Here is a 23,194-nt window from a genome sequence, read left to right as displayed (position 1 = left end):
TGTAGAGGCTGCTGTTCCGGCGCATCAGGCCGCATCCTTGATTATAGGCGCTTCGGTGATCCAGGCGATGCCACGTCTGACGATCTCGAGATAATTTTCATCATCCCACGGTCCCCGAACAACGGGGGCCTCGTCCATAAGCGGACGCATGTCATATTTGCCGCATGCATGGCCTAGGGGAGAATAGAGCACCGCTCCCTTTCCGTGATCCTTCACGTATAGCTGAGGACGCGGTGGGTCATCGGTAACCTCGCCAGTCTCATAGCCCGGCGTCGGCCCCTTGTAGCGAGCCGACATTAGGGTACGCAATTCGCCGAGCGGCGTCGCGACATAGGGTTCGTCGACCAGCGTAAAATCTGTCATGCCACGCGTCACAGGATGATCTTGGTCTTCGATATGAACATGGACCTCCTGTGCAGCGAGATGCGTGACAAAGCGGCTCCCGAGCAATTCCATATAGAGAGGAGAAACGCTCGCCGCCGTTGATTTTACCAGACCCGGTATCCGAACACCGCTGGTCACAATTTCGGGGCCGTCAGTAAACTCGAGATGCGCGTTGACCGCGTGCAGCGCCATGATCCGACCACCATTGCGGACGAAGCTGTCCATCTGCTCCGCTTGCTCATCGGTCGGCATCATGTCGCACGTGTAGAGGATCAGACCGGCGGAATGCTCAAGGACATCCAGACCGGAAAAATCCATCGCACAACTGGCTCGAATGCGTTCATCCCCAGCCATCGCTTGAAGTATCTTCAGACGGGCGAGGTCGAAATCATGATATTTGCCGCCGGTGACAATGTGAATATGTTTGGCATTTGTCATGAGAACCTCAGCGGTCGCCGTGCAGAGGAAAGTCGCCCCTGAGATAACGATCTATTGTCTGGTGGAAATTACGGATTCGGACTTCCTGCTCTCCCAAGATCATGCCCTTGAAGCCTCGTGACGCCGTGCCTTGCTGCATCGTTGGCATATTCGTACCGTCCTGTTGCAACACATTGGCAAGAACCGGATCAAACGTGCCTTCAAACGCATCGACATAGCTGGGCAGTTCCGCATGGCGGTACAGACGATATTCGAAGTCGGGGCGCGGCTCTCCCGGCGGGTCGTGACGGGTGATCAGGAAATCATAATAGCAATAATTGGGGTCTGTCTCGTGCGGCCGATAGCGAAATACGATCGACATTTCCGGCGTTGTTGTGATCGTCGTTCCCGGGAAAAACGTGTAATGATATTGATGGGCAAGTTGCTCATCGTTCATTCTCTTGTAGGGAATATGGCTCTCGTCCTGGATCGAGCGTTTGTGGGCAACAACCGCCAAATGCACATCTTTTGCAGATCCCTGATATCCCTCCGGTAGGCCCAGCATCTTTTCGCGGATTGGAGTCATGCTCTCGCGGTCTTCGAGAATTTCGCTAACCGTATGATTGAAGTTCAGCATTCGACTGTGGACGCCCAGCAACTCAATCGGCACGTCGAAACCTTCGGCGAAATCGAGAAATTCCGGATGCAGCGCCTCGAAATGATAGCTTTCATTGAAAGCATCATGGGCATGTTTCCAGTTGCCCTGCCATTCGAAGCTCTTGTAATCGATAAGATTAAATTTCTCATGTTCGTAGGTTTCCAGATGCGCACCGGCTTCGCCGAGAAATTCGCGCAACGGACCGGCATCCGGATCCATGTTGAACCAAACCCAGCCACCCCATAGCTCGACCTTCAGGACCGGCAGATCCAGATCGCCATCCGGGACGCCGTCTTTGAACTGCGGAAACAGATGCGGATGCATGACTTGCTTCAGACTGCCGTCAAGATTCCATTCCCAGCCGTGGAAAGGGCATTTGAAATGGTTTACCATACCTTCGCGAACTTGGCACAATATGTTGCCACGATGCTGGCATATGTTGAAGAAACCCCGAACGACATCGTCGGCGCCGCGGACAAAAAGTAGCGATTCCTTGCCAAGCGAATGCACCCGGAAATCTCCGGGTTCTTCCAGCTCGGTCACATGGCAGCCAATGTTCCATGTCCGGGTCCAGATCATTTCCCATTCACGGTCCATAAATTCCTGCGAATGGAAACGCTCGCCGTCGATTTTCTGCTTCCCGATATCGGGAATTGGCTTGCGCGGGAGGAAAGATGGCGTTTCAAAATCACCCTCCGTCCTCTGCGCTTTCAGAAACTCGCCTTCTACTTTTGCCATATTCCGTCCTTGGGTTGATACTAGAAGCGTTTTTCGACCGAGATCCCGATGGTGCGCGGATAAGGCACCTGATTCTGCCCACCAGGACGGGAAATGGGGCGATCCGAATTGCCGATATTGTTGGAAAAGATCGAAAATTCGAAATCGTCTTTGGCCAGTCCGATACGGGCTGAACCGATGCCGTTCCAAGGCGCATAGGCACCATCAAAAACGCTCTGTTGCCGCGAGCGGTAGGAATAGCGGCCGTTGATCTTCAGATCCCAACCATTACCGACATCACCCACATAGCTTGCGCTAACCGAAGCGGTTTTTTCAGCTGTGCCAGGCAGTTGACTGCCATTCGACAGCCAGGGCAATGCAGCCGCCACCTCGGGAATGACATTCTCAATTTCGGTTTCGTTGATGTTACCGGCGGCTTGCAGGGTCAGACCCTGCAACGGTGTGCGCCAGGTAATTTCAGCATCTAGGCCCTTGCCCTTCACATCTCCGATCGGCACCACGATGCTTTGCAAAGTCGGAGATAATTCAATCTGCGCGTCCGCCCAGTCGAAATAATAGGCCGAAAGTGCCACATCCATCTGACCGAACGACCATTTTATGCCGGCTTCATAGTTCCACAAACTGTCAGGAGGAGAGCTATTATCGAAGTTGGTGCCCAATGCGCCATTGGCGCCCGCGATGATTGAAGTCGAAGTGATGGCGCCGGAACGGAAGCCTTTGGCAACCTCACCGTAGATCATTCCATCATCGGCAGGATGGATGGAGATATTAACGCGCGGGTTGAAGGTATTGTTTTTCGCCCGATCTACTCCGACCGTGGGAACGACCACGCCAGCCTCAATCAGCGTAATCGAGCTGTTTTCATCAAAGGTGCGTTTTTCTTCATAATAGCGGCCGCCTAAGGTAAAATCGACTAAGCCGTCCATCAAACTATATGTGGCATCACCATACACGGCCCAGGCTTTGGAATTTATCGTATTGTCGTTGAAGGTTGCGAGGCCAAGCTGACCGCCCACGGGAAAGTCTGGCAACTGGACACTTTGTCCACCCTTGGTTTCGCCATCTTGGTAGAAAAATCCGACGATCCAGGAAAGCGGACCATTGCTGTTGGAAGCCAGTCTTAGATCCTGGTTGAAATTCTTCGTTTCAAGGGGCCAGAAGCTGGCGAAGTCGCCGATACCCGGTATAAAGCCCCCGTTGTTCACGATGACCTTGTTCTTGATATAACCAGTTGTCGAGAGCAGCGTCGCGAAATCCAGATCATAGCTGATGTCGCCAGTGAACAGCGTGTAGCGGGAATTGGCGATGCCGAAAGTCTGGTCGAGAACCGGAGGCTCGGTGGTTGTAATGCGGTTGGAAAAGTCCTGATTGGAACGATTGTGCCAGGCTGCCAGCTGGATCATTAGCCGTTCGGTGGGTTCTGCGCGCAATTTGACACGGGCCGAGAAACTGTTCGCATCGTTCGCATCGTCCTTGCCGGTGGCAATATTGTCTGCAAATCCGCCGACAGTCTTATAGGAAACCACACCGCGCAAGGCCAGTTTACCGTCCGAAATGGGGACATTGAACATCGCGTCTGCGCCGCCCCCGGGTTCGCCACCGCTCGTCACATTCGCTGTCATTCGGGTGGAAAGCTCTGCGTCGTACAGATCGGGATCGTTGGTCAGGACCTTGATCGTTCCGCCCAGTGAACCCAGACCGTACAATGTTCCCGAAGGTCCGCGCAATATTTCTACCCGGTCCAGATCATAGAAATCGGTCGTCGGGGCATAGGGTCGCCCTGGCATGGAAAAGGCGAAATTGTCGAGATAGAAGCCAACTGTTGCATCGCCGTCGGTTTCGGATGCCGCGACGCCGCGAATCTGGAAGGTGTTGGAGCCTACCGAAATGGTCGAGCCAACGGTCGCACTGGGAACCAGAGCGATTACATCCTGCAGCTGTTCGACGCCCATGCTCTGGAGAGCCTCTCCGCCGATCGCCTGAACGGCTTGCGGAACATCAGCCAGAACCTGGTCCCTGCGCTGGGCCGTAACGATGATGGGGTCAGAAGCATAACCATCTTGGGTCGAGCTGCTATCGGAAGCTTGATCCTGCGCAACAGCAGGTGCATTTGCAGCGAGCGCGAGGCCCATTGCAGTTGCCAATGCCAAATCACGTCTCATTTTCATAATCACTATCGCTCTCCCAAATTTCGCCGCATGATAATTCCAGCAGCTCTGCTTTTTTTTGAGGGTTGAGATTATTTGAGCCAATTGTCAAGCAGCTCTGCTTTATTTTGCTCTTATCATTTTTGATAACTTACTGTTATACGCATGCTCCTGATACCTGACCGCGAAAGAGAGTTTTTTTGTACAAATCGGAACATGTGAAAGCACCGCGAGAAAAATCGGAACAAACTCCGGAAACGAAACCGGCTGGGCAAAAAATGAAGCGCGGCAGCGGTCAGAGGCAGGCGGAAAAGGGCGCGATATTAAGGGCCCAGGTGCTGGACGCGGCAATCGATTGTCTGGCGGAAATGCCCTATTCTGAAATTTCCATGGGGGTTATCGCCGAGCGGGCCGGCGTCTCCCGCGGCGGAATGCAATATCATTTTCCCACGAGGCTGGACGTGTTCGGCGCAACGGTAGAACATCTCCACCACAAGCGGCTGGAGATATTCCGGAAAGACCTTACCAGCATCAATCCCGATACGGATGCGGTCGACCATATCGTCGAATCGCATTGGCGGCATCTGAACGAGCGGGAATTTCGCGCCTATCAGGAATTGATTCTAGTCGCGCGTTCCGAACCGCAACTGGCCAAACTTCTGGCCGCTAGCTACTCGGCCTTTATCAGAAAATGGCACGATATCGCGCAAGAACTGATCGGGTGGCAGGTAGAGGATCCAGAGACCGCCCGCAGCGGCAATATCGCCCATTATCTTCTTGAAGGAATGGCGTACGGCCAGATCGGCGGTCAGATTTCAGAAGCCGAAATTCAGGAGATTCTGGATTACACCAAACATATCATGCGCAGCCAGATGAAAAAATGAGACCAGCGCGGCCGGGCTTAATTCTCCATCAGGCAGTTCGGACTAGCTCTCATATCGCCGTTTCATGCTGTCATGCATTCGCCGACATTTTAATATTTCCTACACCAATCATTGTGAAGCCGGTGGATGGCACGGTCGACCGGGCGCGCGCCTGATAGGCAGCATCCGGGTGGCAGGTGGCGATAATCTCTAGGACTTCCATTTTGCGGCCTATATGCAAACCCAGCCGTGGCTCAATCGGGGAGAAACCCCTTAGAAAATAGAGGCTTGCAACACGCTAATATACCCGCTTACTACTACCCAACCAGATGGGGCCAAATACCAGCGTATTTGAAGCGCGAATTTTTTTCTAGTACCGGTCGGTCAACATCAATTGGGTCAAATTGGGGGTTTTAAGGGCATGGAAATTCTCGACAATGTTTCGATACTTTTCGGAGATGACCTTAAAGGCGAACTGGGCAATAAACGACAGGTAGATGTTGCAGCAGCGACATTTTCGATTCACGCTTTTGCAGCGCTTGCAGCGGAATTGAATAAGCTCGACGAATTCAGATTTATATTCACCGGCCCCTCCTTTGCTACAGATCACGGAACAACACGGACACAGCACCGCGAATTTATCATTCCACCTGCAATGAACCGCCGCGATATTGCTGGAACACCGTTCGAGATCCGGTTGCGAAACAAGATGACGACGCGTGCACTTGCTCGAGAATGCGCAGACTGGATTAGAAAAACAGCCGAATTCAAGTCAAATCCCGGAGCCCCTATACCCTCGTTTTTTTGTACCCGCGGTGCAGACAGCCAGACAATGTATACCGGACTTCAAGGCTTCACGTCGGCAGACTTGGGGTATCAGCCCGGTAATCTCACCATGATTAACAAGATTGATGATGCCTCCGCAGTCGAGAGATACGGCCAGCTCTTTGATCAGTTGTGGCAAGACCCCGGCCGCCTCGAGGATGTCACCGACGCATTGTGTCGTCAGCTTGAGCAGGTCTATGCCGAAAACTCACCCGCTCACATCTATCATCTCATGCTCTCCGCGATATTTCGAACCTTTCTCGAGGATATAAATGAGGATCTACTACCTAACGATCGCACAGGCTTCCGGGACACGAAAGTCTGGAATACTCTTTACAAATTTCAGCAGGACGCCGCGCTGGGTCTGATCAACAAGCTCGATACATATAACGGGTGTATTCTGGCCGACAGCGTTGGTCTCGGCAAGACATTTACGGCGCTAGCCGTCATCAAATATTACGAATTACGCAACAAGTCGGTCTTGGTGCTTTGCCCCAAAAAGCTTGCCGACAACTGGCATACGTACAACAAGAATCTAACGACCAATATTCTTGCCGAGGATCGCCTTAATTACGACGTGCTCGCTCATACTGACCTTCTTCGTACTGGTGGTTATTCCATGGGTATGCCGCTAGATCAGGTGAACTGGGGGAATTACGATCTCATCGTTATCGACGAGTCCCACAATTTCCGGAATGATGATGCCACGCTGGCTCAAGGCGAAAGTGAAACACGTTATCGCGCGCTGTTGAACCGCGTCATACGATCGGGTGTCCAGACGAAAGTGCTGATGCTTTCGGCTACGCCCGTTAACAACCGTTTCGCGGATTTGAAAAATCAGCTTGCGCTCGCCTACGAAGGCGACAGTGAGGCTTTTGCGGAAAAGCTTGGGGTTAACCAAAGCATTGACGAAATTTTCCGCCAGGCGCAGCGCGCGTTCAATGAGTGGGAAGAGCTGCCGCTTGAAGAACGAACGCCGCAGGCGATCCTCGATCGGCTCGACTTCGCCTTTTTTGATCTGCTTGATAGCGTAACCATTGCCCGGTCGAGGCGTCATATCACAACTTACTATGATACCGAGGAAATCGGTGGTTTCCCGGAGCGATTGAAGCCGTTGACATTCCGTCCGGCACTGACGGACCGCGACGACGTTCCGACTTTCAACAATATTTACGCCGAGCTCACCAAGCTCACGCTCGCTGTCTATGCGCCGCTCACTTATGTGCAACCCAGCCGGATCGGCAATTACAGCCAATATGATACCGCGACAGAGACGAACGTACTCCGGCAAACGGACCGCGAAACCTCAATCAAAGCCTTGATGCGGGTCAATTTGCTCAAACGTCTGGAGAGCTCGGTTGAGGCTTTCCGGCTGACGCTCTCGCGCCTCTCGCAAACCCATCACGCAACACTTGAAGCAATTGAACGGTTCGAGCGTGGCGGCGGCAGCGAATATGCGTTTGAAATTGAGCGGTCCGATGACGAAGACGATGTACCAACCGAGCTCGAGCGCGGGCAAGTGCGTGTGGCTCTCGAAGATATGGATCTGGTTTCCTACCGGCGCGATCTTCAAGGTGATGTCGCCTTGATCGACGGACTGCTTGCCGAAATGGACCGCGTTGGACCGCAGAATGACAGCAAGCTCCAGCATTTGATCGAATTCATCAGAAACAAACAGAAAAACCCCATTAATAAGGCTAATGGCAAGCTCCTGATCTTCACGGCTTTTTCAGACACTGCGGAATATTTATATCGCGAAATCGCGCCTTTGATTGCCAAATCCGATGATCGTCACTCTGCAATAGTCACCGGCAGCGGCGGACCTAAGTCCACCCTCGGTCACGGCTTCGACTTTAACGCTGTGCTGACTTTATTCTCACCGGTGTCCAAGAAGAAGGCACAGATCGACCGGCTAAAAGACGAACTCCGGGAAATTGACATATTGATTGCTACCGATTGTATTTCCGAAGGTCAGAACTTGCAGGATTGCGACATGGTGGTGAACTACGATATCCACTGGAATCCGGTGCGGATCATCCAGCGATTTGGCCGGGTCGACCGGATTGGCAGCCAGAATGAACGAATACAGCTGGTCAGCTATTGGCCAGATATCGAGCTCGATGATTATATCAACCTCAAGGACCGCGTCGAAGGACGGATGGTGATTGCCGATCTGACGGCGACGGGCGATGACAATCCGCTGACCGCGCGCGAAAACGACATGGAATATCGCCGTGAACAGTTGCGCCGCCTGCAGGAGGAGGTGGTGGATCTCGATGACCTGCGCCAAGGCGTTGGCATTACCGATCTGGGGCTCAACGATTTCCGTATGGATCTGGTGAGCTGGGTGCGGGAAAATGGTAGCCTCGATGATGCGCCGCTCGGCATGCATGCGATTGTCCCCGCGAACGACAAGCTACCTCCGGGGGTTATTTTCTGCCTCCGCAATCTCGATGCGGCCGCGGAGCTGCAGCAGCATAACCGGCTGCATCCATTCTACCTCGTCTACGTGCGCGAGGATGGAGAGGCGCTGGTCCGCCATACCGATCCCAAACATGCGCTGGATATGCTGCGCGCGGCAGCACGCGGCCGCTCCGAAGCCGATCCGGCGCTATATGAACCGTTTAACCGAGAGACCGAAGACGGTCGCCGGATGGAGAAATATTCAGATCTCCTGAGTGATGCGATCCGTTCTATGATCGAAGAGAAGGAAGGCCGCGACATCGACAGCCTGTTTGCCAGTGGGCCGACAACCGCCCTGATCGGCCAGGTCGCTGGGCTCGATGACTTTGAGCTGGTGGCTTTTCTCGTGGTTCGCGGCACGACGGCATGACCGCCTGGTTTGCCTGGCCCGACGCGGCGAAAGTGGGGACCCGCGTGCCTCGCGATAGGCTGTTCAAAACGGTGGGCGGTGGCAAGGCCATTCGCGGGTTGTACGAAGCGCAGGTCGAGCGGATCGACTGGTCCTATAAACTGTTCGAGCGCAGCGTGAACCTGCCGCCTGCGGCCGATGTCGAAGAAATTGAAATATTCAGCGTGACGCTCCGAACCGACCGGATCGACGACCGGGTCCTGGCGCATATCGACAAGGCGGTACCACATCCGATCATATTCGAATTGATCCGCAGCGCGCCCGATGGCGATGAAGTGCAGATGGCGGCGGCCTATAGCAGGCCCAGCGAGGCGGACAGCAGCCAGACCGTAAAGCACCAGCATTGGCGCGGGGAATGGATGCCAGTCGACAAAATCCGAGCGTCGTTACCGCAAGCCACAAATATGGCGGGGCTCTATGCCGGCCTGCTCCGATCACTCTGGCGCCATGCGGCGCGGGAAGGGGAATCGTTGCGCGATCACGCAGAACGCTTGAATGCCATCGCCATGCAGGGCAAGGCGGTCGAGCGGCTCCAACAGGCTCTGCGCCGCGAAAAGGATTTTGCAAGAAAGACCGAAGTAAACCGGGAATTGCGGGCAGCAGAGACTCAGCTGAAGCAATTGACCCAATAGGTCACGCGGAACGGAAACGGGTTTAACAAGGAAAATAGAATGACAATGGAAAAACTCGGGGACAGCAGCCCGGATTTGACGCGTCAGAATATTGACAGGCTACTCGAACTGTTTCCCGAATGCCGGACGGAAGGATCGCGCGAGGATGCGCCGATGGTCGATTTCGATCTGTTGCGGCAGGCGTTGTCCGATTATCTGGTCGAAGGCCCGGCGGAGCGTTACCGGCTCGACTGGCCCGGCAAGCGCCAAGCGCTGCTCACCGCCAACACGCCAATCGACAAGACGCTGCGCCCGATGCGGGAGGATAGCGTAGACTTCGACACCACGCGCAACTTGTTTATCGAAGGCGACAATCTCGACGCGCTCAAGCTGCTGCAGGAGACCTATCTCGGCAAGGTCAAGATGGTCTACATCGACCCACCCTACAATACGGGTAACGATTTCATCTATAATGATTCTTTCTCAAGCAGCCAACAAGGCTACGAGCAAGAAAGTGGTCAAAGAGATGAATCTCGAGGCAGGCTGGTTGCCAATCCGGAAAGCAATGGCCGGTTTCATTCCGACTGGTTGAGCATGCTGTATCCCAGACTAAAGCTGGCAAAGAGCATGCTGGCAGACGATGGGGCGATATTCATCAGTATCGATGACAATGAACTGTACAACCTGAAAGAAATATCTGACGAAGTTTTTGGGAAAGATAACTATATTGCTACGCTTGTGTGGGAGAAGACGCGAAAAAATGACGCGAAATTCATTTCAAAAGGCCATGATTACATAGTAATTTATGCGAAATCGAAGGTCTATTTGAAAGATTCCGGGATCAAATGGCGTGAGCCGAAGCCCGGAGCCGCTGAAATCCAAGTCGAGTATAATCATCTGAGACGTGAGCACGGTGCAGACGATGCTGCCGTCGAAGCGGGCATACGGGCGTTCTACGAGGGCCTTCCTAACGACCACCCAGCAAAGCGGCTTAGCCGTTACAAGCGGGTGGATGCGAAAGGAGTATGGCGTGATGATAACATGTCTTGGCCGGGGGGTGGTGGCCCCAGGTACGACGTCATTCATCCTACAACGGACTTACCTTGCGAGGTGCCAGATGGTGGGTGGCGGTACTCGACCTTAGCAAAAATGAACGAGATGATTGCTGCCGGGAAGGTCGAGTTCAGGAAAGACCATACTGAACCCCCGATCCGCAAGACCTATCTAATCAGCGAAGACAGGGACTCAGACGATGTTTCATTGCAGGTCGCGGGAACCTATTTTTATCGAAGTGCGCTTCAAGCCTCGAATATGATGGCCGAGCTATTTAGCGATCCACGAGTGTTTGATAGCCCGAAGGACGTGGATACGTTAACGCGTTGGATTTACTACATAACTCGTAATGACCCAGCCGCACTGGTTATGGATTTCTATGCTGGCTCCGGGACGTCATCCCACGCGGTCATGCAAGTAAATGCGCTGGATTCTGGTCGTCGGAAGTTCATCGCCGTCCAACTTCCAGAGCCGATCGACAAGGATAAATCACCTGTCGCATGGGAATTCTGTGAAGCTGAACAGATCGACAAGACGATTTCAGCGTTATCTATGGAACGTGTGAAGCGTGCCGGACGCAAAATCCTAGAAGGGAGTCCTGGCCTCCAAGGGAAGCTCGACACAGGCTTCCGCGCATTCCGCATCGACAGCGGCAATTTCGTCGACACCAGCGTCACTCCAAAGGAAGCGACGCAGGAAGCGCTCGCCGGCATGATCAGCCATATCAAGGACGACCGCAGCGAAGAGGATTTGCTGTTCGGTGCGCTGCTGCGCTGGGGCGTCGATATTACCTTGCCAGTCGAGCAGCGCGAGTTGGCCGGGCGCACAGTCTGGCTGGTCGATGCGCCGGAAGATGGAAGCGGGAAAGGTGCGGCGCTGATCGCCTGCTTCGCCAAACCCGGCAGCAGCGGCAAGGGCGGGATCGATACCGAACTGGCCGATGCCATGGCCGAGCTCGCCCCTTTGCGCGTCCTGTTCCGCGACGATGGCTTTGCCGACGACGCAACCAAGGAAAACGTCCACAGCCGCTTCCAGCAGCGCGCGCCCGATACTCAGGTCCGGGTGCTCTGAGCGAATGACCAAGCAGATATTCAAGCCGCTCGATTACCAAGCCAAGGCCGCGCAGGCCGTGGTCGATTGCTTTGCTGGTCAGCCGCGCATCGAGGGCGTTCAGTACCAGATCGATCCGGGGAAAGATGCCGCCGCGCAATCGAGCATGTTCGAGGAAGGGCTGCGCAACGCGCCGCTCAAGCTGTCTGACGCCAGGCTGCTAGAGAATATCCGTAAGGTGCAAATGGCGCAGCACCTGCCGCCTTCCGAAGAACTGGCGACCAGCAAGGCCGCGCCGGTCAATCTCGATGTCGAGATGGAGACCGGAACCGGCAAGACCTATGTCTATATCGATACCATGTACCGGCTCTATGCCGAATATGGCTGGTCAAAGTTCATCATCATCGTGCCGAGTATTGCCATTAGGGAGGGCGTGAAGAAGACGCTGAAGGATACCGAGGGCTGGTTCCACTCGCTCTACGGCCACAAGATCCGGCACTTCGTCTATAACAGCGGCGACCTGCCAAAAATTAACACTTTCTCTGAGGATGCAGGCTTGCACTGTATGGTGATAAATAGTCAGGCTTTCGTGGGGGATTTCAAAGAAACTCAGTCGAACAAAGCTAGTCGAATAATTTTTGGCACTCCTGACAGCTTCCAGTCACGCCGGCCGATCGATGTCATCGCCGCCAACAATCCCATTTTGATTATCGATGAACCACAACGGGTTGAAGGCCAAAAAGCCAGCAACAAGACGCGGCAAGCGCTTTCCTATTTCAATGCGTCTATCGCACTCCGCTACTCAGCTACGCACGCCGAATGTCACAATATGGTTCACCGGCTCGACGCTCTCGACGCCTATAACCGCAAACTGGTGAAGAAGATTCAGGTGAAGGGGGTGACGACGAAGGGGCTGCCGGGGCTCGATGGTTATCTCTACCTGTCGAACTTTCGCACCTTCACAGATGGCCGCAAGCCGGAAGCGCGGGTGATGATCGAGCATGGGCTCAAGGGCGGGCAAGTGAAGCGCAAGCCAGTATGGTTGCGCGATGGAGACAAGCTGGAGGAAAAGTCCGGCGGGCTGGCTGAATATGCGGGCTATACCGTTTCCAACATCGACGTGACCCAGCGGACGGTCGAATTCACCAATAGAGAGGTGCTCGAGGAAGGTCGCGTTACCGGCGACACCAGTGAGAATGCCGTGCGCCGTGTGCAAATTCGCGAAACGATCCGCGCCCATTTCGAACGCGAGCGACTGCTGCATGCGCGCGGCATCAAGGTGCTCTCGCTGTTCTTTATCGACGAGGTGGCGAAGTACCGCCTTTATGATGAAGCGGGCGAGAAAGAAAACGGCCTCTATGCGCAGATGTTCGAAGAAGAATATCAGCGCGCGCTCGACGAGTTGAAAGAGCTCGATACGACCGACCAGGCTTGGCTGAGCTACGTGAAACGCGACCAGCCGCACGAGGTACATGACGGTTACTTCTCGATCGACAAGAAGGGCAAGATGGTCGATCCATCGGTCAGCAAGACCGGCGACGAAAAAGGTGAAGCGAAAGATGAGTCATCCTATGATCTGATCCTGAAAAACAAGGGGCGTTTGCTTTCGCTCGAGGAACCCAAGCGATTCATATTCTCCCACTCGGCGCTTCGTGAAGGCTGGGACAACCCGAACGTCTTCACGATCTGCACGCTGAAGCAATCCGACCATGAAATCGGAAAGCGACAGGAGGTTGGCCGGGGGCTCCGGATCAGTGTCGACGCCAATGGTCACCGTACCGACGACAAGAGCGTGGTCCATCAAATTAATGTACTGACCGTCATCGCCTCGGAAAGCTATGATGACTTCGCCAAAGCGCTCCAGGACGAAATGGCCGATGCTCTCAAGGGGCGCCAGCGCGAAGCTACGGCCGCCTATTTCCAAACCCTGTCAATCACGACCGCAGCGGGTTCGCAGGAGGTCACTCAGGCCGAAGCGGGAGAGCTGGAATATTGGCTAATCGGCGAACGTTATATCGACCCCGCACGACATATTACCGCAAAGTGGCATGAGAGCCGCGAGATCATCGCTGAAGCTGTTGCCGCCGGCGCATCCGGTACCATCGAGGAGGCGTCTGGAGAGGCGCAGGACATCTGGGCGCGGTTCCCCTACAGCTTGCAAAGCAATGCCGCCGAATTTGTCGCGTTGGTTGACACTGTGTTCGACGAGACCGCGCTGCATCGAATGACCGGCAACGGTCGCAAGATGGTAATGCCCGAGGTGCGGCGCAAGAATCTGGAGAAGCAAGCCTTTCTGGAGCTTTGGAATCGGATCAACAAGAAAGCCGTTTATTTCACCGACTTCGATACCGAGAGACTTATCGCAAGCGCCTTAGCGAGGCTCGACAGCGACCTCTCCGTAGACCGTCAGAGGATCATCGTAACAGGCGCGGAGCTCGGCACCGGCATCGGCGTGGAGAACGTTCGTAGTCGCTCGGCATTTCGCAATGAACGGTCGCGATCAGAATACCAGGAAGAGGCGGTCGAAAGTGAAGTTCGCTTCGACTTGATCGGGCAACTAGCGTCATTGACGCGTCTCACCCGTCAAACCACTGGCCGTATTCTCTCGGGTATCAAGGCGAGCACCTTTGCGATGTTCGGGCAAAATCCGGAAATGTTTCTACGCAAAGCTGCCGATTATATACGCCGGGAGAAGGTTGCGCTGGCCATTGAAACACTGCGTTACGAGAAAACTGGGCAGACCTATGATGTCTCGATCTTCGAAACGGATCGCTATGAAATCCCATCTGAGGATGCTCTGGCGACGACGAAGCACGTTTACAATCATGTCGGGGTAGACTCGAAGAATGAACGCGGTTTTGCCCAAGAGCTGGAAGCCGCCGAGGAAGTAATCGTGTATGCCAAGATGCCGCGCGGCTTCACCATACCCACGCCGGGAGGGAGCTATAATCCGGACTGGGCCATTGCATTGGAGGCCAAAGGACACCGGCAAATCTATTTCGTCGCTGAAACGAAGGCAGATACGATGATCGAGCAACTCCGATTATCGGAAACGCAGGCCATCGGAAGCGCTGATCGCTATTTTCGGGATGTATCACCCGACGTGACTTTCAAAAAGATTGAATGTTTTGAGGAGTTGTTAAATGCGATAACGTGACAAAGGGCGCAGTATAGTTTTCTGCAGCATAAGCGCGCCCCATAAATGGAATTCCGATGCTCCAAAAAACCATAAGAACGACTTGCCCCGAACCGGTACACCAATTCAGGGCAAGCAGTTTCAAGACAAAGTCCGCTAATCCTCCAGTGACCAGCCGTGTTTTTCGTCAAATGTCACAACACCGACAGGTCCGAACTCCAGCAAGCTCTTCAGGTTTCTCATACGCTCGGCGGGCAAGTCAGCTAGACCATTCCATATTCGGAACAGCTTGGGCTCCCCGTCGACCAATGTGACGGTGTTCATGTAGATCGCATTCGCGACGTCGGCATCGGGCGCGATAATGTACGTCTGGGGGCCTTTCACTTCCTCAATCCTGAACAGATGTAGTGCTGGAAGCTTCGCCACATGACTGACCCATCCGATGACATTGCTGTAGCTGGCTATGCCCGCCGGTGCGTATTCGAGCAGGTTGTCGAGACCGTCGGGCTTGTCATCGGTGATGGTTTCATCAACTCTTGCCAGCGTGAAATCGTTGCCTTCCGGATGATCCGGCTTGAAGAGCTCGAAAACCAGTTCTGCTGCGCGCTCTTCGGAAGGGGCGACAATATAGCCCTTCACCGTGCCGCTGACGCGTTTGATCTCCAGTTGGTAAAGTTTCATTCTCATGCTCTTGCATCTCCTTTGCTGTTTAAGATGTGTGCAGCATAGGTGCATCCCGCGGTGGAAGCGGGTGGCTTCGTGATGGGTTCGACAAGTCTGATGGTCAAGTTGACCAGTCAACGGCGGTCAAGTTCGCGTATCGGCAAAAAATGTCTGTTTTCCGGTAAAAATTGGCATCCCCGGTGAAGGGCAGAAAAACGGATCCAAAATCGATCAATTTCCGTACAACTTTCATCAACTCATAAATTCCGCATGCAGAGCTGGCTGTGGTCAGACGCCACTCCTTTGTACCGAAGCAGGAACATTTATTGTGTCAGAAAAACTACTAGAATTTTATCCCCGCGAGCGTCTTTGGCACCACTATCATGAACGCCGGATCAACATCGCTCAGCTCTGACAGGCTGTATAGAATGGTTGGTGTGCAAGCCAAAATCAAAGCAGGCGACGCATATTCGGCGCTCGCCGGCTGACACTTAAAAATATCATCGATCAGGGATGACAATAATTGCACTTCATCCCCGACATTGTACTGATAAAAAGCACTCGCTGAAAGTAGAAAGAAATATCGCCACGTGTTCCGGTCGACACACAGCGCCTCTGAGAGCAGAGAAGCCCTCCTCCGGTGGTTATGCCCAAGATGCCTTGAAATTGCCCTGAGATTCAATCCTCGGGCATTTTAGAGGGTGTTTGGGGACGCATTCTAACCCACCAAGCCTCCGACGAGAAGAATTCGATGATTTCCATACCCAAGAAGCCATTCGCTCAAGCAGCTTTAAATCGACACCGGATGGGGAGGGGCAGGGCAAGTTTTGAGAAGAAGCTTGCACACCGGGGGGCTGCTTTTGGGAATCTAGTAACAAAAGATACTATGACAAAAAAAAGGAACCCCGTTCCATTCTTCGAAGAAGAATAGTTATATATATAATTATATAATATAATATATAATATATATACATACACGCGCACGCATGCGCTACGCGCGCACGCGCGCGCCCGCGCTAGGGGGTAACAACTTTCGACAAACCCCCAATAAGCTCTCGATCATCGCGGTGTTTTCAAAAACAAACAGGACTTTCTCAAAGGTCCGCATCGATTGCTCGTTCACTTTCCAATCGATGGACTGGTAAAACGCCCAATCAGATTGACGAGTTCAAAGCGACGCCAAAAATGCGTCCCGCATCTTGTCGATGTCAGCCTTCGGCATGCCTTCCGAAGCCAGATGTGGGAACCATTCGCGGAGCTGGCTGACCAGGTACAATTCGTGAACCGTAAGCCATCTTGGCCGTGGGTGCGGCTCAGCCACCACCTCTCGAACAACGGATCGGTGTTCCATCGACAATTCCTTGAGAGGTTTGCCGAGAATAGCCTCAAGCTCGAATGACAAAGTATCTTCTGTCAATTTGTCGTTCATAGCTGAAAGAAGATCCCAAGACACGCCGGGATGTCGTTGCTTCACGACAGCCTGCAGAAAATCCCTAGGATTGAGATGCAGGGTCGCCGCAATATCTTCGGCGCGATCGATTGGAATTGGCACCCTCCCGTTTGCCATATGACTGAGGACCACCGCTTGCTTGTAGTTGAGATCTCGTCCGATCTGTCGAACACTCCGACCTTCGTCGCTGCTCGCACGCGCCAACCCAGCAGAGAGCATACGAGCTGCGGTTGAATCTGCGTATGGAAAATCATTGCTCACCACTAGCGTGTAACATGGAACGCACGCGTGTCAAATAGCTATAGACTCGCTACACATTGCGTGTTATACAGAACACATAGCTAAACAGCGTTGGGAAGCCTTCCGCAATCTGGACGGTCTTACGCGCCAAACCAAAGGAACATTAAATGCAGAGAAAAACTTACAAGGTAAACGAAGTCGTTCGGATTTTGGGGATCGGCCGAACCACGATCTATAAACTTATCGGACAAGGAGAATTGCAGCGCATCAAGATCGGCGCAAGCACCTTGATCTCCGCAGATTCTGTCGATGCCCTGTTGCGGCGTAACGCTATTTAGGACGGCCCCTGGTATGCCTCTAACGGTCAAAGCGATCGAACATGCATCTCCAGGCGCAAAAAACTGGAAACTATCTGACGAGAAGGGCCTGTATCTCCTTATATCGAAAACCGGCTCCAAACGATGGTATCTGAAATATCGATTTGATAGAAAGGAGAAGAAGATCAGCTTCGGTCCCTATCCTGAAGTCGGTCTGAAAGTTGCTCGTGCAAAACGAGACGAGGCACGAGCGCTTCTGGCAGAGGGCAAGGACCCCTCCCGAGAAAGACAAACTAGCCGGTTTCAAGAGCGAATATCCAGAGCCAATACATTTGGAACCATCGCGCGGGAGTTCATAGCAAAACGTGCGTCCGATGGTGACAAAGCCATTTGCGACACTACACGTGCAAAAACCGAATGGCTGCTGTCTTTGCTAGAACCGAAACTCGGAAAGATCCCTATCGGAGAGATCACCGCGCCAACGTTGCTCTCCGTTCTACAGGATGTGGAAGGATCCGGACGCAAGGAAACTGCACGACGATTAAGGTCATTTGCTGGTCGTGTGTTGGATTATGCCATCGCGACCGGTCGGGCTGATAACAACCCTGCACCAGCCCTTCGGCGAGCTCTTTCTACCCCCTCCGTCCGCCATCATCCCGCTATCATAGATAGATCAGAATTTGGTAAATTATTGAAATCTATCGATACCTACAACGGGCACACGTCAACGAATGCTGCGTTACGAATATCACCGCATCTTTTCCAACGACCCGGAGAGATCAGAGCCATGAAATGGGCAGATCTAAATCTAGAAGAGGCGATATGGACAATCCCGGCGGGAGAAACCAAGATGCGTAGAGAACATCGAGTGCCGCTCTCGAACCAAGTCGTTTCGACAATTGAGTCGTTGAAAGACATTTCAGGACATAGCGAATATGTATTTCCCAGCTTTAACCCGAAGAAACCGCTTTCGGAAAATGCCATCAATGGCGCGTTAAAAACGCTTGGCTACGGCGGTGTTATGACGGCACACGGCTTTCGGACTTCAGCTAGTTCTCTTCTGAATGAAAGCAATCTCTGGAATCCAGACGCAATCGAACGCGCGCTCGCCCACCAAGACAGCAACGCTATAAGAGCGGTATATAACCGTACAGCATATTGGGACGAACGCGTCCAGATGATGCAGTGGTGGTCCGACGAGATCGAAAGGATGAAGCGCTAGAACGGGATGCCACGGTTCAATTTACGCGGGAATTATTGGCCCCCAAAAAGGCCCCCATCAGCGGCGAATTTGGACAATCTGCTGCGGCCATCTGCAAACATCGCAAGAATTTTTTACCAATGTTTATAAACACTTATAGACCTTCTGTACGCCTAGGCGAATAGTCTACTGGTGCCCAGAAGAGGACTCGAACCTCCACATCCTTGCGAATACATGCACCTGAAGCATGCGCGTCTACCAATTCCGCCATCTGGGCCCATGCAGGCGGTGATCGTCTCGATACCACCTGATAGAGGCGGGCGATTAGCCGCTGGATGGTTCTGCTGTCAATGATTCATATCGGCAAAAATGCAAACACGCCGTCCGCCGCTGTGCCGGCCGGGTGCTGCGGGACATTTGCGGGCGGTGCGGCAGCGGGAAATATGCTATTGCCGGACCGGAATCGCCTGTTGCGTCGCTCGCCCGGCTGGGGCAGAGGCATTTGGAAACCAGAGCACGAGTGGAAGATGGACATGGATCTCGACGGACAATTGATTTGCATATTTGGCGGCGGCGGATTTCTCGGCCGCTATGTGGCGCAGGCGCTGCTGGAACGTGGTGCGCGGCTGCGTGTGGCCGAGCGCAATGTCAAAAATGCGGTGCACATCAAGCCGCTCGGCAATCTCGGCCAGACGCAGCTGGTCAGCGCCGACGTCACCAAGCCGGACAGCGTCGCCCGCGCGGTGCACGGCTGCGACGGGGTGGTCAATCTGGTCGGCATATTGAACGGCAATTTCGAGGCGGTCCATGTCGCGGGCGCGCGCAATGTTGCCGAAGCCGCAGCCCGCGCAGGATGCCGGACGCTGCTGCACCTGTCGGCCATCGGCGCCGACACTCAATCACCTTCGCGCTATGGCAAAAGCAAAGGCGACGGCGAACAGGCAGTGTTGAAAGCCTTTCCCGAGGCGATCATTTTCCGGCCGTCCATTATCTTCGGACGGGAAGACCAGTTCATCAACCGCTTTGCTGCGATGATCCAGATGCTGCCCGTCGTGCCGGTTATCGGGAGTAATACAAAATTCCAGCCCATCTTCGCCGGCGATGTTGCTGACGCGGCAGCCGAGGCGATAAGCCATCCGGAAGCTTTTGCCGGCGAGACGTTCGAGCTGGGCGGACCGGAAGTGGTCAGCATGGGCGATCTCAACCGCCGGATCGCCAGAATGACCGGACGCGAGCGGACCTTTGTCGACGTGCCCGATGCCGCTGTGAAAATATTGGCCATGCTGCCCGCCTCGCCGATCACCACCGACCAGTACAAGATGCTGCAGAAAGACAATGTCGTAGCGGAAGGCGCCAACGGGCTCGACCGTTTCGGCGTGGCACCGACGCCGATTGCAGCGTTAGCCAATGGCTGGATGGAAAAATATACCGCGCACGGCCGCTTCGGCGCCCGCGCCAAGGCCAGCTAGCTATTGTATGAAAAGGGCGGACCTAGAATAGCGCCAGCAGCGCGATGCCCATCGCCACCCGGTAGACGACAAAGACCATCATCGAGGCCTTGCGCAGAAAGCGCATCAGGAAGGTCATGGTCGCCAGAGCCGCCAGAAAGGTCAGCGCGCCGGTGATCAGCGCTTCCTTGAGCAATTCGGTGCTCGCTCCCATCAGGTCAGGAATGATCAGCACGCCGGCACCGGCCACCGCCGGTATCGACAACAGAAAGGAAAAGCGCGCCGCTTCGACCCGGGTATAGCCGAGAAAGCGGGCCGCCGTCATGGTCACCCCGGAACGGCTGGTGCCCGGTACCAGCGCCAGAGCCTGGGCCAGACCGACGATGATGCCGTCCTTCAGCGTCAACTGCTCGAACGACTTGACCTGCCGCCCGAAACGATCGGCGATGCCCAGCAGCACGCCGTAAACGATCAGATTGACCGCAACCAGCGTGGTGCTGCGGAACCCGTCCAGGTAGCCGCCGGTCTTCAGAAACAGGCCGACTATGACGGCGGGTATGGTGCCGAGGATGATCCACCAGAACAATCGCTTCTCGGCCGGCGCCTGGCCGATGCCGATGGTGGCGAGACCGCCCTTGCCGAGCGACCAGACATCCTTGAAGAAATAAGTGATGATTGCGAGCAGCGAGCCGACGTGTACGGCGATGTCGATCATCGGCCCCTGATCGGCATAGCCGGTAAAGACCGGCAGCAGGATCAGATGGCCGGAGGAAGATATCGGGAGAAATTCGGTAACGCCCTGCACGATCGCGAGAAGCAGCATTTGAATGAAGGTCATGGACAGCCTGTATTTTTATTTTCCGTTCAATAGCTCTTCAATATCTGCTTGTCGTGAGGAAAATATAGGTCCGAATTGATACCATTTATCGAAAAAGACATATTTTTCTTTATCGGCGCGAACGGTTTAATCATATTATAAGACAGGATGTCTGTCCTTTATTGCAATTTGCGCGTGACTCCCGCCGTTTTTTTAGCTAGTTCAGCCGCAACATCCCGGCGAGCGGGCTGTTGCGACACTCAAAATTTACGGGAAACGGGTATCTGGCATGGCAAAAGCCCCGCAGAAACTGGAAATGCTGAAATTTGTCGAGGAGGGCCAGGCCTACCCCGAGAAACGCAACGCCGATCTGCGCGCGGAAGATTTCCGCGAGATTGCCGACCGCTACGCACCCGAGAAGGCGGCGGAACAGGCCGCCCGATGCTCGCAATGCGGCGTGCCTTATTGTTCGGTCCACTGCCCGCTGCACAATCATATTCCCGACTGGCTCCGACTGACCGCCGAGGGCCGGCTGCGCGAAGCCTATGAAATGTCCAACCTGACCTCGACCATGCCGGAAATCTGTGGCCGCATCTGTCCGCAGGACCGCCTGTGCGAGGGCAATTGCGTGATCGAGTTTTCCGGTCATGGCGCCGTTACCATCGGATCAGTGGAAAAATATATCACCGACACGGCCTGGGAAGAAGGCTGGGTCGAGCCGCTACAACCCGGTCGGCCAACGGGCCAGTCGGTCGGCATCATCGGCGCCGGACCGGCCGGCCTGACCGCGGCGGAATATCTGCGCGTCGCCGGCTATGATGTGCATGTCTATGACCGGCACGACCGCGCCGGTGGGCTGCTGACCTACGGCATACCCGGCTTCAAGCTGGAAAAGCATGTGATCATGCGGCGGGTGCAGCGACTGAAAGACAGTGGCATTCATATCCACGAAAATTTCGAAGTTGGCCGCGATGCCACGCTGGAAGAATTGCGCGAGAAACATGACGCGATCCTGATCGCGACCGGTGTCTACAAGGCGCGCGAAATCCAGATGCCGGGCGTCGGCGCGCCAGGCGTCGAGGAAGCGCTCGATTTCCTGATCGCTTCCAACCGCAAGAGCTTTGGCGATGATGTGCCCGATTTCGATAATGGGCGGTTCAACGCGCAGGGCAAGAACGTCGTTGTCATCGGTGGCGGTGACACGGCGATGGACTGCGTTCGCACCTCGATCCGGCAGGGCGCGACATCGGTCAAATGTCTCTACCGCCGCGACCGTGCCAATATGCCGGGTTCGCAGAACGAAGTGCGCAATGCCGAGGAAGAGGGCGTCGAATTTGTCTGGCTGTCAGCACCGAAGGCGGTCGAGGGCACCGATCATGTGACCGCGGTCCGGGCGAACCGCATGCGGCTCGGCGCGCCCGATGCCAGCGGCCGTCGCTCGCCTGAAGTAGAACCGGACAGCGACTTTACCGTCGAGGCCGATCTGGTGATCAAGGCTCTGGGCTTTGACGCGGAAGAATTACCGACCCTGTTTGACTGCCCGGACCTGTCGGTTACCCGCTGGGGCACTTTGCGGGTCGATCACAAATCAATGATGACCAATCTCGAAGGCGTCTTCGCCGCCGGCGACATCGTCCGCGGCGCCAGCCTGGTTGTTTGGGGTATCAGGGACGGTCGCGATGTGACCGAACATATGCATCGGTACCTGAAAGCGAAAAAACTCGCTGAAAAGGAGGCAGCATGATGACACGCCCGCTCCTTGTCGGTCTGGCCTTGATCCTGTCTGCGCCCGCCCATGGCCAAAGCCCGGACCAGCAGTTTCCGACAGACAATTCCACTACCGAAGCCGCCGTGGAGGCGAGTTACCGGCTGCTCGACAGCACGGGATATGATGAACAGCTCAAGGCAACAATAGGCCCGATGAGCCTTATGGTCTTCGACGAAATGCTCTTGCAAAGCATGAAAAGAGAAGGGGTCGAACTGGACGATGAGCTGAAGCAGAAACTGCGCGCTGCATTTGCCGAAGAGATGGATCAGCTCGTGGAAGAGTTTACCCGGGATAGCAGGATCGAAGCCGGCCTTGTCTATGCCCGCTATTTTTCGGCGAGCGAACTTGACCGACTGACCGAAATATATCGTGATCCTGTGATGCGGAAATCGCTGACCATCGGACCAGAACTGCAAACGGAACTGATGACGATTGGTATGGACAATATGCGCAAGTACCAGCCAGGTATCGAACACCGCATGAAGGCGGTCATGGAACAATATCTGTCCGACCTTCTTGCTACGGAGACATCTTGA

At 54.5% G+C, this 23,194-nt stretch carries 16 protein-coding genes and 1 tRNA gene; 10 read left to right on the top strand and 7 right to left on the bottom strand.

Annotated features, from left to right (window positions below):
• Positions 1-24: 24 nt before the first annotated feature.
• Genes ACHZCJ_RS12510 through ACHZCJ_RS12500 form a run of 3 tightly spaced genes read right to left on the bottom strand, consistent with a single transcriptional unit; the run spans position 25 to position 4,359 of the window.
• Positions 25-822 (bottom strand): ThuA domain-containing protein, encoded by a 798-nt coding sequence (locus tag ACHZCJ_RS12510; protein ID WP_321326859.1) that lies wholly within the window; start codon positions 820-822, stop codon positions 25-27.
• A 7-nt stretch (positions 823-829) separates the two neighbouring features.
• On the bottom strand, positions 830-2,197 hold the full coding sequence (locus ACHZCJ_RS12505; RefSeq protein WP_321326857.1) for an aromatic ring-hydroxylating dioxygenase subunit alpha: 1,368 nt from the start codon (positions 2,195-2,197) through the stop codon (positions 830-832).
• Positions 2,198-2,217: 20 nt separating this feature from the next.
• Entirely contained in the window at positions 2,218-4,359 is a 2,142-nt protein-coding gene (locus ACHZCJ_RS12500; protein ID WP_321326855.1) for a TonB-dependent receptor, read from the bottom strand.
• A 263-nt stretch (positions 4,360-4,622) separates the two neighbouring features.
• Between ACHZCJ_RS12500 and ACHZCJ_RS12495 the strand changes: the two genes are divergently transcribed.
• The 5 genes from ACHZCJ_RS12495 (at position 4,623) to ACHZCJ_RS12475 (ending at position 14,775) form a co-directional block, all read left to right on the top strand.
• The gene (locus tag ACHZCJ_RS12495) at positions 4,623-5,228 is read left to right on the top strand and encodes a TetR/AcrR family transcriptional regulator (protein ID WP_321326853.1); all 606 of its coding nucleotides are present in this window, start codon (positions 4,623-4,625) and stop codon (positions 5,226-5,228) included.
• A 400-nt stretch (positions 5,229-5,628) separates the two neighbouring features.
• Positions 5,629-8,865, top strand: a complete 3,237-nt coding sequence (locus ACHZCJ_RS12490) for a helicase-related protein (protein ID WP_321326851.1) — start codon at positions 5,629-5,631, stop codon at positions 8,863-8,865.
• Positions 8,862-9,536: a DUF4391 domain-containing protein gene (locus ACHZCJ_RS12485; protein WP_321326849.1), complete on the top strand. Its 675-nt coding sequence runs from the start codon at positions 8,862-8,864 to the stop codon at positions 9,534-9,536. Before ACHZCJ_RS12490 ends, ACHZCJ_RS12485 begins: the two co-directional genes overlap by 4 nt.
• Before the next feature lie 39 nt (positions 9,537-9,575).
• Positions 9,576-11,639: a site-specific DNA-methyltransferase gene (locus tag ACHZCJ_RS12480; RefSeq protein ID WP_321326847.1), complete on the top strand. Its 2,064-nt coding sequence runs from the start codon at positions 9,576-9,578 to the stop codon at positions 11,637-11,639.
• Positions 11,640-11,643: 4 nt separating this feature from the next.
• Complete coding sequence (locus ACHZCJ_RS12475; RefSeq protein ID WP_321326845.1) at positions 11,644-14,775, top strand: DEAD/DEAH box helicase family protein; 3,132 nt, start codon at positions 11,644-11,646, stop codon at positions 14,773-14,775.
• A gap of 135 nt (positions 14,776-14,910) precedes the next feature.
• On the opposite strand, the gene ACHZCJ_RS12470 is transcribed toward ACHZCJ_RS12475, so the two are convergent.
• Both ACHZCJ_RS12470 and ACHZCJ_RS12465 read right to left on the bottom strand, forming a co-directional pair.
• The gene (locus tag ACHZCJ_RS12470; protein ID WP_321326843.1) at positions 14,911-15,441 is read right to left on the bottom strand and encodes a hypothetical protein; all 531 of its coding nucleotides are present in this window, start codon (positions 15,439-15,441) and stop codon (positions 14,911-14,913) included.
• A 1,144-nt stretch (positions 15,442-16,585) separates the two neighbouring features.
• Positions 16,586-17,128, bottom strand: a complete 543-nt coding sequence (locus ACHZCJ_RS12465) for a hypothetical protein (protein ID WP_321326841.1) — start codon at positions 17,126-17,128, stop codon at positions 16,586-16,588.
• Positions 17,129-17,274: 146 nt separating this feature from the next.
• Between ACHZCJ_RS12465 and ACHZCJ_RS12460 the strand changes: the two genes are divergently transcribed.
• Positions 17,275-17,445, top strand: coding sequence for a helix-turn-helix domain-containing protein (locus ACHZCJ_RS12460; protein WP_321326839.1), 171 nt, complete (start codon positions 17,275-17,277; stop codon positions 17,443-17,445).
• Between the two features lie 13 nt (positions 17,446-17,458).
• A complete protein-coding gene (locus ACHZCJ_RS12455; RefSeq protein WP_321326837.1) occupies positions 17,459-18,646 on the top strand; it encodes an integrase arm-type DNA-binding domain-containing protein in 1,188 nt (395 codons plus the stop codon).
• Positions 18,647-18,815: 169 nt separating this feature from the next.
• On the opposite strand, the gene ACHZCJ_RS12450 is transcribed toward ACHZCJ_RS12455, so the two are convergent.
• A tRNA-Leu gene (locus tag ACHZCJ_RS12450) sits at positions 18,816-18,902 on the bottom strand.
• Positions 18,903-19,152: 250 nt separating this feature from the next.
• Between ACHZCJ_RS12450 and ACHZCJ_RS12445 the strand changes: the two genes are divergently transcribed.
• A complete protein-coding gene (locus tag ACHZCJ_RS12445; RefSeq protein ID WP_394700116.1) occupies positions 19,153-20,094 on the top strand; it encodes a complex I NDUFA9 subunit family protein in 942 nt (313 codons plus the stop codon).
• A 22-nt stretch (positions 20,095-20,116) separates the two neighbouring features.
• Here the strand turns inward: ACHZCJ_RS12445 and ACHZCJ_RS12440 are convergent, their stop codons facing one another.
• Positions 20,117-20,911 (bottom strand): undecaprenyl-diphosphate phosphatase, encoded by a 795-nt coding sequence (locus ACHZCJ_RS12440; protein ID WP_159647199.1) that lies wholly within the window; start codon positions 20,909-20,911, stop codon positions 20,117-20,119.
• A 268-nt stretch (positions 20,912-21,179) separates the two neighbouring features.
• On the opposite strand from ACHZCJ_RS12440, the gene ACHZCJ_RS12435 reads away from it, so the two are divergent.
• Both ACHZCJ_RS12435 and ACHZCJ_RS12430 read left to right on the top strand, forming a co-directional pair.
• On the top strand, positions 21,180-22,634 hold the full coding sequence (locus tag ACHZCJ_RS12435) for an NAD(P)-dependent oxidoreductase (RefSeq protein WP_321326834.1): 1,455 nt from the start codon (positions 21,180-21,182) through the stop codon (positions 22,632-22,634).
• Positions 22,631-23,194: a DUF2059 domain-containing protein gene (locus ACHZCJ_RS12430; protein ID WP_159647195.1), complete on the top strand. Its 564-nt coding sequence runs from the start codon at positions 22,631-22,633 to the stop codon at positions 23,192-23,194. Before ACHZCJ_RS12435 ends, ACHZCJ_RS12430 begins: the two co-directional genes overlap by 4 nt.

It is taken from the genome of uncultured Parasphingorhabdus sp., assembly GCF_963677535.2.
Classification (GTDB): domain Bacteria; phylum Pseudomonadota; class Alphaproteobacteria; order Sphingomonadales; family Sphingomonadaceae; genus Parasphingorhabdus.
This window is presented reverse-complemented; position numbering and strand designations above follow the sequence as displayed.

Excerpts from the sequence above, each read along its gene's own strand:
- ACHZCJ_RS12475 (WP_321326845.1), top strand. The coding sequence starts at position 11,644 with ATGACCAAGCAGATATTCAAGCCGCTCGATTACCAAGCCAAGGCCGCG.
- ACHZCJ_RS12510 (WP_321326859.1), bottom strand. The coding sequence starts at position 822 with ATGACAAATGCCAAACATATTCACATTGTCACCGGCGGCAAATATCAT.
- ACHZCJ_RS12480 (WP_321326847.1), top strand. The coding sequence starts at position 9,576 with ATGACAATGGAAAAACTCGGGGACAGCAGCCCGGATTTGACGCGTCAG.
- ACHZCJ_RS12440 (WP_159647199.1), bottom strand. The coding sequence starts at position 20,911 with ATGACCTTCATTCAAATGCTGCTTCTCGCGATCGTGCAGGGCGTTACC.
- ACHZCJ_RS12470 (WP_321326843.1), bottom strand. The coding sequence starts at position 15,441 with ATGAGAATGAAACTTTACCAACTGGAGATCAAACGCGTCAGCGGCACG.
- ACHZCJ_RS12495 (WP_321326853.1), top strand. The coding sequence starts at position 4,623 with ATGAAGCGCGGCAGCGGTCAGAGGCAGGCGGAAAAGGGCGCGATATTA.
- ACHZCJ_RS12445 (WP_394700116.1), top strand. The coding sequence starts at position 19,153 with ATGGACATGGATCTCGACGGACAATTGATTTGCATATTTGGCGGCGGC.
- ACHZCJ_RS12500 (WP_321326855.1), bottom strand. The coding sequence starts at position 4,359 with ATGAGACGTGATTTGGCATTGGCAACTGCAATGGGCCTCGCGCTCGCT.
- ACHZCJ_RS12430 (WP_159647195.1), top strand. The coding sequence starts at position 22,631 with ATGATGACACGCCCGCTCCTTGTCGGTCTGGCCTTGATCCTGTCTGCG.
- ACHZCJ_RS12485 (WP_321326849.1), top strand. The coding sequence starts at position 8,862 with ATGACCGCCTGGTTTGCCTGGCCCGACGCGGCGAAAGTGGGGACCCGC.
- ACHZCJ_RS12490 (WP_321326851.1), top strand. The coding sequence starts at position 5,629 with ATGGAAATTCTCGACAATGTTTCGATACTTTTCGGAGATGACCTTAAA.
- ACHZCJ_RS12455 (WP_321326837.1), top strand. The coding sequence starts at position 17,459 with ATGCCTCTAACGGTCAAAGCGATCGAACATGCATCTCCAGGCGCAAAA.
- ACHZCJ_RS12460 (WP_321326839.1), top strand. The coding sequence starts at position 17,275 with ATGCAGAGAAAAACTTACAAGGTAAACGAAGTCGTTCGGATTTTGGGG.
- ACHZCJ_RS12505 (WP_321326857.1), bottom strand. The coding sequence starts at position 2,197 with ATGGCAAAAGTAGAAGGCGAGTTTCTGAAAGCGCAGAGGACGGAGGGT.
- ACHZCJ_RS12435 (WP_321326834.1), top strand. The coding sequence starts at position 21,180 with ATGGCAAAAGCCCCGCAGAAACTGGAAATGCTGAAATTTGTCGAGGAG.